This window comes from Amycolatopsis sp. NPDC114478 (assembly GCF_055633805.1).
On sequence record NZ_JBVKDO010000023.1, the window covers coordinates 71,953 to 85,138 of the forward strand.

General features: G+C 73.6%; 15 protein-coding genes. 10 read left to right on the forward strand and 5 right to left on the reverse strand.

Annotated elements, in window-relative coordinates; translation table 11 throughout:
• The first annotated feature begins 76 nt into the window (after positions 1 to 76).
• Together ACZ7OH_RS42115 and ACZ7OH_RS42120 are read left to right on the forward strand one after the other, a co-directional pair.
• The gene (locus ACZ7OH_RS42115; protein ID WP_470286020.1) at positions 77 to 913 is read left to right on the forward strand and encodes an NAD(P)H-binding protein; all 837 of its coding nucleotides are present in this window, start codon (positions 77 to 79) and stop codon (positions 911 to 913) included.
• Positions 910 to 1,344: a DUF6640 family protein gene (locus ACZ7OH_RS42120; protein WP_470286021.1), complete on the forward strand. Its 435-nt coding sequence runs from the start codon at positions 910 to 912 to the stop codon at positions 1,342 to 1,344. The genes ACZ7OH_RS42115 and ACZ7OH_RS42120 overlap by 4 nt, the downstream gene beginning before the upstream one ends.
• 9 nt (positions 1,345 to 1,353) lie before the next feature.
• Here ACZ7OH_RS42120 and ACZ7OH_RS42125 read toward each other — a convergent pair whose 3' ends face one another.
• Entirely contained in the window at positions 1,354 to 1,812 is a 459-nt protein-coding gene (locus ACZ7OH_RS42125) for a DUF1707 SHOCT-like domain-containing protein (RefSeq protein WP_470286022.1), read from the reverse strand.
• A gap of 160 nt (positions 1,813 to 1,972) precedes the next feature.
• Here ACZ7OH_RS42125 and ACZ7OH_RS42130 point away from each other — a divergent pair, with 160 nt between their 5' ends.
• Genes ACZ7OH_RS42130 through ACZ7OH_RS42145 form a run of 4 tightly spaced genes read left to right on the forward strand, consistent with a single transcriptional unit; the run spans position 1,973 to position 6,760 of the window.
• Positions 1,973 to 2,668, forward strand: coding sequence for a response regulator transcription factor (locus tag ACZ7OH_RS42130; protein WP_470286023.1), 696 nt, complete (start codon positions 1,973 to 1,975; stop codon positions 2,666 to 2,668).
• Complete coding sequence (locus tag ACZ7OH_RS42135) at positions 2,665 to 4,050, forward strand: HAMP domain-containing sensor histidine kinase (protein ID WP_470286024.1); 1,386 nt, start codon at positions 2,665 to 2,667, stop codon at positions 4,048 to 4,050. Before ACZ7OH_RS42130 ends, ACZ7OH_RS42135 begins: the two co-directional genes overlap by 4 nt.
• Before the next feature lie 56 nt (positions 4,051 to 4,106).
• Positions 4,107 to 4,781, forward strand: a complete 675-nt coding sequence (locus ACZ7OH_RS42140; protein ID WP_470286025.1) for a DUF998 domain-containing protein — start codon at positions 4,107 to 4,109, stop codon at positions 4,779 to 4,781.
• Positions 4,778 to 6,760 (forward strand): glycosyltransferase family 4 protein, encoded by a 1,983-nt coding sequence (locus ACZ7OH_RS42145; protein WP_470286026.1) that lies wholly within the window; start codon positions 4,778 to 4,780, stop codon positions 6,758 to 6,760. The genes ACZ7OH_RS42140 and ACZ7OH_RS42145 overlap by 4 nt, the downstream gene beginning before the upstream one ends.
• A 25-nt stretch (positions 6,761 to 6,785) precedes the next feature.
• Here the strand turns inward: ACZ7OH_RS42145 and ACZ7OH_RS42150 are convergent, their stop codons facing one another.
• From ACZ7OH_RS42150 to ACZ7OH_RS42165, 4 genes are all read right to left on the reverse strand, one after another.
• On the reverse strand, positions 6,786 to 7,160 hold the full coding sequence (locus ACZ7OH_RS42150) for a nuclear transport factor 2 family protein (protein WP_470286027.1): 375 nt from the start codon (positions 7,158 to 7,160) through the stop codon (positions 6,786 to 6,788).
• Positions 7,157 to 7,600 (reverse strand): cupin domain-containing protein, encoded by a 444-nt coding sequence (locus ACZ7OH_RS42155; RefSeq protein WP_470286028.1) that lies wholly within the window; start codon positions 7,598 to 7,600, stop codon positions 7,157 to 7,159. The genes ACZ7OH_RS42150 and ACZ7OH_RS42155 overlap by 4 nt, the downstream gene beginning before the upstream one ends.
• 13 nt (positions 7,601 to 7,613) lie before the next feature.
• Complete coding sequence (locus tag ACZ7OH_RS42160) at positions 7,614 to 9,104, reverse strand: flavin-containing monooxygenase (RefSeq protein ID WP_470286029.1); 1,491 nt, start codon at positions 9,102 to 9,104, stop codon at positions 7,614 to 7,616.
• A gap of 99 nt (positions 9,105 to 9,203) precedes the next feature.
• The gene (locus ACZ7OH_RS42165; RefSeq protein WP_470286030.1) at positions 9,204 to 10,001 is read right to left on the reverse strand and encodes an IclR family transcriptional regulator; all 798 of its coding nucleotides are present in this window, start codon (positions 9,999 to 10,001) and stop codon (positions 9,204 to 9,206) included.
• Between the two features lie 41 nt (positions 10,002 to 10,042).
• Here ACZ7OH_RS42165 and ACZ7OH_RS42170 point away from each other — a divergent pair, with 41 nt between their 5' ends.
• Genes ACZ7OH_RS42170 through ACZ7OH_RS42185 form a run of 4 tightly spaced genes read left to right on the forward strand, consistent with a single transcriptional unit; the run spans position 10,043 to position 13,183 of the window.
• Complete coding sequence (locus ACZ7OH_RS42170; RefSeq protein ID WP_470286031.1) at positions 10,043 to 10,834, forward strand: SDR family oxidoreductase; 792 nt, start codon at positions 10,043 to 10,045, stop codon at positions 10,832 to 10,834.
• Positions 10,835 to 10,845: 11 nt separating this feature from the next.
• A complete protein-coding gene (locus tag ACZ7OH_RS42175; protein WP_470286032.1) occupies positions 10,846 to 11,346 on the forward strand; it encodes a cupin domain-containing protein in 501 nt (166 codons plus the stop codon).
• Positions 11,343 to 12,254: an alpha/beta fold hydrolase gene (locus ACZ7OH_RS42180; protein ID WP_470286033.1), complete on the forward strand. Its 912-nt coding sequence runs from the start codon at positions 11,343 to 11,345 to the stop codon at positions 12,252 to 12,254. Before ACZ7OH_RS42175 ends, ACZ7OH_RS42180 begins: the two co-directional genes overlap by 4 nt.
• Positions 12,254 to 13,183, forward strand: coding sequence for a DODA-type extradiol aromatic ring-opening family dioxygenase (locus tag ACZ7OH_RS42185; protein ID WP_470286034.1), 930 nt, complete (start codon positions 12,254 to 12,256; stop codon positions 13,181 to 13,183). Before ACZ7OH_RS42180 ends, ACZ7OH_RS42185 begins: the two co-directional genes overlap by 1 nt.
• Positions 13,184 to 13,186 lie beyond the last annotated feature (3 nt).

Genomic DNA, 13,186 nt, shown 5'->3' on the forward strand with positions numbered 1-13,186 from the left:
TCCAGCTTCCGGATGGATGCAGCGAGCCGTGGCCGCGCATGCTGGCCGAAGACACCTCGGACAAGGAGAAAACCTCGTGACCACACTCGTGATCGGCGCCCGCGGGAGCATCGGGCGCCACGTCCTGGACCAGCTGCGGGACGCCGGCGAGCCGGTCCGCGCCTCGGTGCGCGACCCCGCCGCGGCCGGGCTGCCGGCCGGCGTCCCGGTGGTCGCCGCCGACCTCGCCGCACCGGAGACGCTGCGCGCGGCGCTGGCCGGCGTGCGGCAGGTGTTCTTGTACGCCACCGCGGAAGGGACGGCGGCCTTCGCCGAAGCGGCGCTCGCGGCCGGGGTCGAGCACGTGGTGCTCCTGTCCTCCGGCAGTGTGCTGCTGCCGTCCGCCCGCGGGAACGCGGTGACCGAGCACCACCGCGGCACCGAGCGGATCTTCGGGACGTCCGGGCTGAAGTGGACGCCGATCCGGCCGCTGGTGCTGGCGAACAACGCGCTCGGCTGGGCGCGTCCGGTCCGCGAGACCGGCATCGTCCGGCTGCTGCACCCGGACGCGGTCACCGCGCCGATCCACGAGCGCGACATCGCCGCGGTCGCGGTCGCGGCGCTGCTCGACCCCGGCACCGAGGGCGTCACCGACCTGCTGACCGGCGGCGAGCTGATCTCCCAACGGCGTCAGGTCGAACTCCTCGCCGAGGCCGCCGGCCGGCCCATCCGGGTCGAGGAGCTCACGCCCGCCCAAGCCCAGCAGCACTTCGAGCGCTTCCGGCCGCCCGAGGTCGCGAAGTCCATCGTCGAGTTCATCACCGCGTCGGCGCGCGGCGAGTCACCGGCAACCTCGACGGCGCACCGGGTTCTGGGCCGCGAGCCGCGGTCGTTCGCGCAGTGGGCGGCCGAGCACGCCGGGGCGTTCGCATGAGCACGCGCGTCAGCACGGGCAAGGTCCTGCTCACGGTCAGCGCGGTGTGGTCGGCGTGCGGCTCGTACCGCTTCGACTGGAACGAAACCCACATCCACAACCCGGACTGGCCGCCGCACGCCAAGTTCCACAACGCGCAGACGATGAGCACGGGGGCGGTCCTCGGCGCGGCCGCGACGTACTCGCTGTGGGGCCGCGGCCCGTGGACGAAGGCGCGCCTGCAGGTGGCGACGGCGGCGGCGTCGGTCTACTGGGTCACGCAGCTGTCGGCCACGCTGTACCCGGGCACGGCGTTGTTCGACCGGGCCCGCCCGGCCACCGGGGAAACCGAGCCACCTCGCTGGCGCGGACCGCAGACGGCGGTGGCCGGCGCGGCCTTGGTGGTCAACGCGCTGTCGTACGCCCTCGAACGCCGCCGGCTCGGTTCGTGAGGCCGGAGGTCAGCCGCCGTGGGCGTGTTCGAAGGCCGCGCCCGGGTCGTGGCCTTCGAAGCCGTCCGGCCCGAAACCGTGCACGGCGCTGAGGACGATCGCCGCGGTGACGAAGAGTCCGATGAGGACGGTGGCGATGATCAGCAGCCGGCGGCGGCCGGGCGTGGGTTCCGGGGACCGGCCGCGCAGCACGGCGAACTCGGCGGCGAGCGCCGCGCCCGCGGCGGCGAGGATCTGCCGCCACCCCGTGAGGGAGCGCTGCTCGGGCGCGGGCAGGTCGGCGGTCACCGCGGCCAGTTCGTGCCGGTAGCGCAGCTCTTCCAGCCGGCCCAGGCGCTCCTCGACCTCGGCCATCGTCAGCCGGCCTTCCCCGGCCGCCGCGCAGAGGGCGGCCCGGACCTGCTCACGTTCCGCATCCGAGCAGCGGATCCCTTCGGGCGCGGTGGTTCCCGGCGCGTTCTCGCTCATGATTTCCTCCTCCGCTTCGAAATGGACCCTCCCGAGGCTAACCGCGGAAAACCGGAACGGGTCCCGGCGATCGTTAATCTTCGATGAGAGTTCGGCTGCCCGGCGAGAACCTCAACTACAGTTACCGTGTGTCATCAGCAGCGGGACGAAGGGACGCCGGGTGCACTTGGTGATCGTCGACGACGAGACGGCCGTGCAGGACTCGCTGTCGCGCACGCTGCGGTTCGAGGGCTACACGGTCGCCACCGCGGGCGACGGCGCCGCCGGGCTCACCATGATCCGCGACGAGAACCCCGACGGCGTGCTGCTCGACGTCACGATGCCGGTGCTCGGCGGCCTCGAGGTGTGCCGGGTGCTGCGCGCGGAAGGCAACACCGTGCCGGTCCTCATGCTGACCGCGCGGACCGCCGTCACCGACCGGGTCGCCGGCCTCGACGCGGGCGCCGACGACTACCTCGTCAAGCCGTTCGCCCTGCAGGAACTGCTGGCCCGGGTCCGCGCGCTGCTGCGGCGCACCGAGTACCACGTCCCGCCCGCGCCGCCCGCGCCCGCATTGCTGCGGTTCGCCGACGTCACCCTCGACCCGGCGACCCGGGAGGTCTTCCGCGGCGACCGCGCGCTGCACCTGACCCGCACCGAGTTCGCGATGCTCGAAACGTTCCTCCGCCACCCCCGGATCGTGCTCACCCGCTCGGTGATGTTCGAGAACGTCTGGGGCTACGACTTCGGGGCCGCGTCCAACGGGCTCGACGTCTACGTCAGCTACCTGCGCCGCAAGCTGGAAGCCGACGGCCGGTCCCGCCTGCTGCACACGGTGCGCGGCGTCGGCTACGTGCTGCGCGAGGAGCCGCTGTGAGGCGGCCCCGCTGGAAGGCGCTGTCCCTGCGCGCCCGGCTCGGCGTCCTGGTGGCCGCCGCGGTCGCGCTCACCGTGGTGACGGTCTCGGCGATCTCCTGGGGCATCACCCGGGCCGACCTCTACGACCAGTTCGACGCCCGGCTGCAGTCCTACACCCAGCTCGCCGCGAAAGCCGCCACGCCGGAGGAAGCGCTCTCGACCCTGATTGCCACCACCGCCAAGCCCGGGCCCGACCGGCACAACGGCCTGACCGTCCAGTTCGACTCGGCCGCCGGCACGGTCATCGGAACCGCGGGCGCGATCCCGCGGCTCCCGCTCCCGCCGCCGGAAGCGCCGTACTCCGTCAGCCGGGCGGTCAACGTCCACCGCGACGAGGGCGACCGGTTCCGCATCTGGTCGGGTCCGCGGGCCGACGGGGGCACGGTCCAGGTCGCCCAGGACTCCGAAGACGTCGAGGACGCGCTGGGCCGGCTGGGTTTCTGGCTGCTCGTGGTGTCGGCCGCCGGCGTGCTCGGCGCCACGGTGGTCGGCCGGGCGGTCGCCCGCTCGGCGCTCCAGCCGGTCGACGACCTCTCCTCCGCCGCCGAGAACGTGGCTCGCACGCAGGAGCTGTCGGCGGCGATCGACGTCACCGCGTCCGGCGAGATCGGGCGGCTGGCGACGTCGTTCAACGCGATGCTCTCCGCGCTGAGCCGCTCCCGCGACGAGCAGCGGCGGCTGGCCGAGGACGCCGGGCACGAGCTGCGGACGCCGTTGACGAGCCTGCGCAACAACATCGAGCTGCTGATCCACGCGGACGCGAACCCGCAGCGGCAGCTTTCGGCCGACGACCGCTCCCGGCTGCTGACCGACCTCGACACCCAGGCCGTCGAGCTGACCGCGTTGATCGGCGAGCTGGTCGAGCTGTCCACCGGCGAACGGCCGAGCGAAGCCGAGGAGCACCTGGCCCTGGCCGACGTCGTCACCGCGGCCGTCGAACGCACCCGGTCGCGGTGGCCGAACGTCGTGTTCGAGGCCGAGCTGGCCGAGGCCGACGTGCTCGCCCGGCCGGCCGCGCTCGAGCGAGCGGTGCTGAACGTGCTCGACAACGCCGCCAAGTGGTCGCCGGCCGGGGGAAAAGTGCGGGTGACCATGTCGGTCGAGGGCGAGGCGGTGCGCGTCCGGGTCGACGACGAAGGCCCGGGCATCCCGGAGGCGGATCTGGCGCACGTGTTCGAGCGGTTCTACCGGGCCGACGCCGCCCGCGCGCTCCCGGGTTCCGGGCTCGGGCTGGCCATCGTCGAGCAGGTCGTCACCCAGCACGGCGGGCGGGCCACGGCCTCCCGGGCCGACGGCGGGGGCGCCCGGTTCGACCTCGTCTTCCCGCTGGCCGCTTCTTAAGGAAACCCCGCGCGATCTTCATCGAACTCTCATGGACGGTCAGCACTGTCTGAAGGGTGACGACACGGATCGCGCTCGCCCCGACGCTGACGCTGGTCATGGCCGCGGTCGCGCAGGCGATCATCGCGGGGTTGACGTTCGGGTTCGCGGGCGACGTCAGCCCGTGGCGCGACCCGGTGAGCGACTACGCCTGGCACCGCGGCGGCCGGCCGTTGTTCACGGTCGCCATCCTGCTGCTGCTCGCCGCCGCGGCCGCGCTGGCGATCGCCGCTCGGGGGGCCGCCCTGCCCCGCAGCCCGCTGGTGAGCACGCTGTTCCTGCTGTGGGCGGCCGGGATCGCGGTGGTGCTGGTCTTCCGGAGCAACGTCAGCGCGGCGGAACCGACGGTGTCCGGCGAGATCCACCGCGCCGGCGGGGCGCTGCTGTTCGCCAGCTTGCCGCTCGCGGCGTGGACGTTGAGCACACGGTTGCGAGCTGAGCCCCGCTGGTCGGGCGCGGCCCCGACCCTCCGGCGCGGCGCACTGGCCGGAGTCGTGACGGCGGCCGCGTTCGGGGCGGCGCAGGTGATCGAGTGGCTCCCGGCCGGCTTGCTCGAACGGGCGGCGCTGCTGGCGGAGTTCTTGATCGTCGCCACGATGGCGATCGCTTTGCGCCGCGCGGCGGGGGCGGTTGGTCCGGTCGAGGCGCCGATCGATCCCGCAGTCGCCGAACCTCGGCGGGCCGTCCGATGACCGCCCTCGCCATCGCTTGCGCCCTCGTCGCTGCCGTGCTTTTCGCCGTCGCCGCTACCCGGCAGCACGCCGAAGTCACCGAGCTCGCCGTCGACGGCACTCCCGGCCTGCGTGCCCTTGCCCGGCTACTGCGCTCCCCCGGCTGGTGGGCCGGTACCGGCCTGGCCGTCGGCGGCAGCCTCCTCCACGTCGTCGCGCTCTCGCTGGCGCCGCTCCCGGTCGTCCAGCCGCTCGGGGTGTTCAGCCTGGTCCTGACCGTCCTTTTCGGACGGCGCGCCCGCAACCGCCGGGTCGTCGCCGCGGTCGTGCTCGTCGTGGCGGGCATTGCCGGGTTCGTGGCCCTCTCGGCGTCGGCCACCCCCGCCACGACCATCAGCGCGGGAACGGCGGAAGCCGTTGCGGTCACCGGGTTCGCCGTCGCGGGGCTCGCCTGGTTCGCCCGGGCCGGGTGCGCCGCGCTCGCCGCCGCCGCGGCCGTCCTCTTCGGACTCGGGTCGTCGGTCGTGCACGCCGCCGCGTCGCAACCGCTCGCGACCGCGGTCCTCCTCGGTGGCCAGGCCCTGCTGCTGCTCGGCGCCGGTGGCGTGCTCCTGCACCGCGCCTACGCCGCCGGGTCCACCGCCGTCGTCGTCGGCACGACGACCGTGCTCGATCCGCTCACCGCCGTCGCCGTGGCCGCGCTGGCCTACGGCGAGGTTCCCCAGCCCGCGGCCGCGCTCGCCGCGGTCGTCGCTCTCGCCGGTGTGCGCGTGCTCGCCGGCGCCGTTCCGCACGTCCCATCGAAATCCGAGGAGAACCCCGTGCACCCGACCGGCCTTCGCGTTCTGATCGGCGCCGACACGTTCCCGCCCGACATCAACGGCGCCGCGTTCTTCGCCGAGCGCCTGGCCCGCGGCCTCGCCGGCCGCGGCCACGACGTCCACGTCGTCTGCCCGTCCGACGACGGCCCGGCCCGCACCCAGCCGCGCGACGGCTACACGATCCACCGGCTCCGCTCGCGCGCCATCCCCTTCCACGGCAACTACCGGTTCTGCACGCCCGGCGGCGCCCGGCCGGCGGTCGGCGAGATCCTGGACCAGGTCCGCCCGGACGTCGTCCACGTCCAAGCCCACTTCGGCGTCGGCCGCGCCCTGCTCGAGGCCGCCGCCGAACGCGCTGTCCCCGGCATGGCCACCAACCACTTCATGCCGGACAACCTCCTCGGCTACACGCCGTTCCCCCGGCGCGTCAAGGACGCGCTCGCCCGCTGGGCCTGGAAGGACCTCGTGCGCGTCTACCGCGACGCCCGCATCATCACCACGCCGACCCCGCGCGCGGCCGCAGTCCTCGCGGGGATCGGCCTCGACCGGCCGGCCCAGGTCGTGTCGTGCGGCATCGACCTCGCCCACTACGCCGCGCCGGCCCGCCCGGCCGACCGGCCGATGTCGGTCCTGTTCGTCGGCCGGCTCGACGCGGAGAAGAACATCGACCAGCTGCTGCGCGCCCTCGCGCCGCTGCCGCACGTCCGCGCGGACCTCGTCGGGGACGGCACCCGCCGCCGCGAGCTCGAAGACCTCGCCGCCGAGCTGGGCGTCGCCGGGCGCGTGACGTTCCACGGGTTCGTCCCCGACGCCGAGCTCGTGCACCGCTACGCCGCGGCCGACGTCTTCTGCATGCCGGGGACCGCCGAGCTGCAGAGCCTCGCCACGATGGAGGCCATGGCCGCGGGCCTCCCGGTCATCGCCGCCGACGCGCTCGCCCTGCCCCACCTGGTCCACCACGGCGAAAACGGCTACCTGTTCACCCCCGGCGCGATCACGACGATCTCCCGGTGGATCGCCGACCTGGCCGCCGACCCGGCCGCACGCGCACGCATGGGCGAGGCGTCCCGGACGATCATCGCCGGGCACGACATCGCCGGCGCGCTCGCGACTTTCGAGGCGCAGTACCGGATCCTGGTCGGGCTCCCCGCGACGGCCACCGCCGACCAGGCGGCGTAACCGACCATCTATCCGGGGGAGGCGTTCATACTCGGCAAGGTGCCAGCGCCGGGGTGAGGTCCAGGTGGACGCGGTAGTCGACGACCTGCTCGCCCGACAGCCACAGCACCGTCACGCACGGCAGGGCCAGCGGCTTGCCCGCCGGGGACTCCGTTTCGATCGTGAAGCGGCAGAACAGCTGGTCCTCCCCCACGAGCGCCACCTGGTCGACGACGTGCCGCACCCACGGCAGGGCCCCCGCCGCGCCGGCCGTCGCCGCGGTGATCGCGGCGCGGCCGGTCAGCGGCTCGTCGTTGGCGAACACGTACGTGGCGTCCTCGGCGAACCACGACGCGAAGGCCGGCGCGTCCCCCGCGTCGACCGCCGCGCACATCTCGCGGACCATGTGTTCGTGGTTCACTTCTGCAGCGCCAGGCCGTAGCGGGTCATCACTTCCGCCACCAGCTTCATGTCGCGGCCCGGCGGCAGCTCGGACAGCTCGCGGTAGTAGTTCTCCAGCCCCGGCGGGGAAACCACCGCGATGACGCGCGTCTCCTCGTCGAACGGGTTGCGGAACACGTGCGGCACCCCGCGCGGCATCAGCAGCGAATCGCCCGGGCCGAGGACGTGCCGGACGCCGTCGAGCTCGACCTCGACGCGGCCCCGCACGCACGTGAACAGCTCGTCCTCGCGGCTGTGGATGTGGGTCGGCGGGCCGCCGAGGCCGGGCGGCACCACGTATTCGAACAGCGAGTACGCGCCTTTCGTGTCGGCGCCGGTGAGCCGGGCGTGGATGCCCAGCCCGATCGCGCCGAGGTTCGTTCCGTCGCCGGGGTGGATGACGCCGGTCGTGGTGTCCATTCGGGACTCCTTCCTACAGCGGGGCCTTGGCGGATTCGGGGGTCTTTTCCAGGCGTGCCAGCACTTTCGGCGTCAGCGACCGGTACGCCGCCGGCGCGACCGGGTTCAGCCAGTGTGTGAAGCGGGTGAACCGGCCGAGCTGGACGCCGAGGTCGCCGAGCACCTCGTCGACGTTGTGGATGGAAAACGGGATGATCTTGGTGCCGCGGCAGTGGTGCGCGCCGGTCGCGACGTCCAGGAACGCCAGCTGCGCGACGACGTCTTCGCGCCGCGCGGCCTCGGCCGGCAGGGTCAGCGCCCCGCCGAGGTCGGCCGCGATCCACAGCGCCGCCATTTCGGCGTTGAGCGGGCTGAAGAACGACGAGTTGTAGCCGTTGAAGTACAGCCCAGGCACACCGATCGGCTGGATCTGCCGGTACAGCAGGAAGTTCCGGCGGTCGTCGAACAGCCGCTCCTGGACGGCCGCCGGCAGGAACGGCACGCCCTGGGTGAACCCGGTCGCGCAGACGACCAGGTCGGCGGGCAGCACGGTCCCGTCCGCCAGGTGCGCCACCGGGTGGCCGCCGTCGGCGGCGAGCCGGTCGATCACCTGGTCGCGGTGGACGCGGATCGAGCCGTCGGCCACGCCTTCGAAGAACCCCTCGGTGGCCAGGCCGATCGCGTTCTTGACGATGTCCTCCATCCGCCCGCGCGGCACCAGGTCGTGCCGGGCGAGGCCGAACTGCCGCACCGACACCGACCCGATGGAGTTCAGCATCGCCCGCCGCAGCCGGTTTCCCGGGCCGTGCAAGAACTTCTCGAAGCCGCGCAGCCACCGGTAGCGGAACAGCGCCTCGCCCAAGCGCGTCAGCAGCAGCATCTTGAAGTTGAGGAACCCGGCGATCTTGCGCGGCACCTTCCACAGCAGCTGCCGGGCGATGACGTCGGTGCTCGCGGCGACGCCGCTGATCGCGACGGTCACGTCGCAGGCGGACTTGCCGTAGCCGACGACGAGCGCGTGCTTGCCCCGCGCGTCCTCGACGTCGTGGAAGTCCGAGCCGGCCAGCAGCCGCCCGCCGGCCGCCTCGAACTCCGCGCGGCCGGGGTAGTCGGGGAGCGCCGGCTCGCAGAACACGCCGTTCGCGACCACCACCCGGTCGAACCCCGCGGCCCCCTGCGCCGCGGTGGTCACCACCCACCGGCCGCCGTCGGGCACCACCGATGTCACCTCGGTGCCGAGCCGCAGGTGCGGTGTGACGCCGTGTTGGTCGGCGTAGGCGGCGAGGTACTCCTGGATCTGCGCGCCCGTCGGCCATTCCGGGAACTCCCGCGGCATCGGGAAGTCCGAAAAGGAGTATTGCGCCTTCGGGCTCTGCGTGGTCAGCCCCGGGTAGCGGCGGGTCCGGCTCCACACCCCGCCGACGTCCGGGGCCTTGTCGAACACCTCGACGTCGTGGCCGGCCCGCAGCAGCACCTTGGCCGTCGTCAGCCCGGCGAGCCCGGCCCCGATGATCGCGACGCGCATGCCTGCTCCTCCTCGTCGAGGCCTCCGGGCGGCGTGCCCGGCTCGGCGTGCGCCACAGCGTTCATCAGCGGACCGCCCCGGGCCAATCCGGAGTCCTAGTCACTGGGACCGCGGCTCCGGCCGCGGGACCGCCCACCGCCGCGCGGAGTAGGCGCGGCTGGCCGCGGCGGCCGCCATCCGCACCGCCGGCGCGATCCGGTCCGGCTGCACGGCGGCGCTCGGCCCGGTGACCGACAGCGCGGCCGTGACGTTGCCGGTGAAGTCGAAGATCGGCGCCGCGACGCAGCTGATGCCGGGGTTGCCCTCTTCGCGGTCGCAGGCCCAGCCGCGCTCGTGGACGACGGCGAGCTCGCGGGCCAGCGCGTCCGCGGTGGTGATCGTGCGCGGGGTCCGCCGGGCCAGCCCGGCCGCGACGACGGCGTCGACCGTCTCCGCGTCCGCCCACGCGAGGATCGCCCGGCCGAGGCCCGAGCAGTGCGCCGGGATGAAGCCGCCGACCTGGTCGAGCATCGGCAGCGCGCGGTGCCCGCTGATCTTCTCGACGACCAGGATCCGCGTGCCCTCGAGCACGCCGAGCTGCACGGTCGTCTTGGCCGCCGCGTAGAGGTCCTGGAGGTAGGGCAGCACGGCTTCGCGCAGCTCGTGGCGCACCGGCACCAGGCCGGACAGCTCGAACAGGCGGTTGCCGATCCGGTACTTCTCCCCCGGCTTGTCCAGCCATCCGAGCTCGATCATCCGGGCCGCGGTGCGGTGCACGGTCGAGCGCGGCAGGCCCGAGCGTTCGACGAGCCGGGCGAGGGTGAGCTCGCGGTGGGTCGCGTCGAACGCGTCCAGCAGCGCGGCCGCCCGTTCGAGCGCGCCTGCTTTGTCGTTCCAGTCCCGGGCAGTGGGACTCATCCTTGGTCGCCGGGGGTCATGCGCCGAATGTAGGACACATCATGGAGACCAACCAGTCCTTCGCGAAGCGGCGCCGCGTCGCGCTCGTCGGCGGTGGCGCCGGCGGCATCGGCTCGGCCTGCGCGGCCGCGCTGCACGCGAGCGGCCACCGCGTGGTCCTCGCCGGGCGCACGGAGTCCACGCTCGCCGAGACCGCGCTCGAACTCGGCCCCGGCGCCGACTACGTCGTGTGCGACCTCGCGGACCCGCCCGCGGCGGCCGACGCCGTGGAGCGCGTGCGCGAGCGGCACGGCACGCTCGACGTCCTGGTCGCCAACGCGGGCGGTCCCGCGCCGGGCCCGGTGTTCGACGTCCCCGCCGGGCAGTGGCACCACGACCTCGACCTGCTGGTCCTCGGCCCCCTGGCGCTGCTGCGGGCCGCGCTGCCCGCCATGGCCGAACGCGGGTTCGGCCGCGTCGTCGTGCTGACCTCGACGGCGGTGCGCCAGCCGCAGCCCGGGCTCGCCGCGTCGACCGTGCTGCGCTCGGCGACGACGTCGGCGGCGAAGCTGGCCGCGCTCGAGTACGCCGACCGGGGTGTCACCGTCAACTGCGTCGCCGTCGGTGCGACGCTCACCGAGCGGCGCCTCGAGGTGGTGCGCAACCGGGCCGGCGCGGCCGGGATCGACGTCGCGAAGGCGATGGCCGAAGACCTCGCCGCCATCCCCGCCGGCCGGGCCGCGGCACCCCGCGAGATCGCGGCCGCGGTCGCGTTCCTCGCGTCCCCCGAAGCGGGGTACGTCAACGGAACGGTGCTGACGGTCGACGGCGGCCGCACGGAATGCCCAGCCTGAAAGGTGCGCCCATGACCACGTCCGGACCCGGCTTCGCGATGCCCGACTTCCTCGCGAGCATCGGCCACGCCGTCCGCCCCGGCGAGCAGCGGCCGCTCGTCGTGCACGACGGCGAGCTCGAGGAGATCCCGCCCGGCGCCGTCCCGAACCCGACGTCGCTGCGGATCGCCGGGAAGCTGCCGACCGCGACGTTCGAGCTCTTCCGGCAGGTCATCCCGGCCGGCGAAAGCTCGGACATGCAGCGCCACCACCACGAGACCGTCCACTTCGTCCTGTCGGGCGACGGGCACAGCGAAATCGAGGACGAAACCGTGTCGTGGACGACCGGCTCGTTCGTCTACACCCCGCCGTGGACGTGGCACCGCCACTACAACGACTCGGCGTCGCGGCCGGTCGAGTTCCTGACCATCGAAAACTCGCGGCTGCTGGGCCTGTTCGGGCTCGGCCGCCGCCAGAGCGCGGGCCTGGCGAGCATGGCCGAAGCCCGCGCCGGGCACCGGGAGGACCAGTGACGACCACCGAACGCGCCGCGCCGCCGATCCCCGACCACGTCGGGATCTGGGGCGAACTGGGCGAGCTCGAACACACCCTGCGCTACGTCGAAGTACCGCTGGACGGGCAGCCGGTGCGGACGCGGGTGCTGCAGGCGGGGAGCGGGCCGGACCTGGTGCTGCTGCACGGCACCGGCGGGCACCTCGAGGCCTACGCCCGCGACCTGGCCGGACTGGCGCGCGACTTCCGCGTCACGGCCTACGACATGGTCGGCCACGGCTGGTCGGACCTGCCGGACCGGCCGTACACGATCGACGTCCTCTCGGCCCACCTGGTGTCCCTTTTGGACGTTCTCGGCATCGAACGGACGCACCTGTCCGGGGAGTCACTCGGCGGCTGGGTGGTCGCCTGGACCGCCGCGCACCACCCGGGCCGCGTCGAACGGCTCGTGCTGAACACCCCGGGCAACATCGCGAACAGGCCCGAGGTGATGGCGCGGATGCGCGACAGCACGATGGCGGCGGTGCTCGACCCCAGCGACGAGACGGTCCGCCGCCGCGTCGAATTCCTGTTCCACCACAAGGAGATGGTCACCGACGAGCTGGTGAACCTGCGCCGCCGGGTGTACTCCCGGCCCGGGTTCGTCCGGGCGATCACGAACACACTGGTGCTGCAGGATCCCGCGGTGCGCAAGGACTTCGCCTGGGACCCGGCGTGGGTGTCGCGCGTGACGGCGCCGACGTTGCTGCTGTGGACCAGTCACGACCCGACCGGCGGGCTCGACGAGGCCGAGCTGCTGCTGGGCTGGCTGCCGGACGCGCGTCTGCACGTCATCGACGACGCCGGCCACTGGCCGCAGTGGGAGAAGGCCGGCGAGTTCCTCGACGTCCACCGCACGTGGCTGCTGACCGGGAAGGACCCGTCCTGATGGCCGAGATCGCGGGGTTCGCCGGGATGTCCCACAGTCCTTTCGCGACACTGCTGCCGCCGCCCGCCGCGGGTGGGCCGGGTGCGAAGTTCCTCGCGGACGCGTCCGTGGTGCGCCGCGCGGTGGAGGAGCTGGCCCCGGACGCGATCGTCGTGCTCGGCCCCGACCACTTCCACGGCAACTTCTACGACGTGATGCCGCCGTTCGTCCTCGGCGTCGAGCAGGCGGCGGGCTTCGGGGACTTCGGCAGCACGGAGGGTCCGCTGCCGGTGGCGGGTCCGCTGGCGTGGTCTGTCCACAACGGACTGACCGAGGCGGGCTTCGACGTGTCGCTGTCGTATTCGCTGACGGTCGACCACGGGATCGTGCAGACGTACGAGATGCTGACCGGCAGCACGACGCTGCCGATGGTGCCCTTGGTCGTCAACACGGCGGCCCCGCCTTTGCCGTCGCTGCGGCGGTGCGTCGCGCTGGGCCGCGCGTTGGGCTCGGCACTGCGTTCGGCCACGTCTCCCGGCCGGGTCCTGGTGGCGGCGAGCGGCGGGCTGTCGCATTGGCTGCCGTCCAACGACCCGCGCGAGGTGGCGGGCGAGCGCCGCGAGTCGTTGATCCACGGGAGAGCGGACGTCCGCGCGTTCGCGGCGGCGCGCGAACCCCGGGTCCGGGCCATGGGCGGCGACCCGGCCGCCCGCGTGAACACGGAGTGGGACCGCTGGTTCCTGGACCGGCTCTCCGCGGACGACGCCGGCTCAGTGGCGGAGCTGGGCCACGAGGCGCTGGAGGAGGCGGCGGGCAGCGGCGGCCACGAGGTCCGCTGCTGGCTGATCGGCCAGGTGGCGGCGGGGGCGCCGTTGGTGTGGACGAGCTACGAGCCGGTGCCGGAGTGGATCACGGGCATGGGCATCGGCACCACGTTCCCGGTTGGCTGAGCA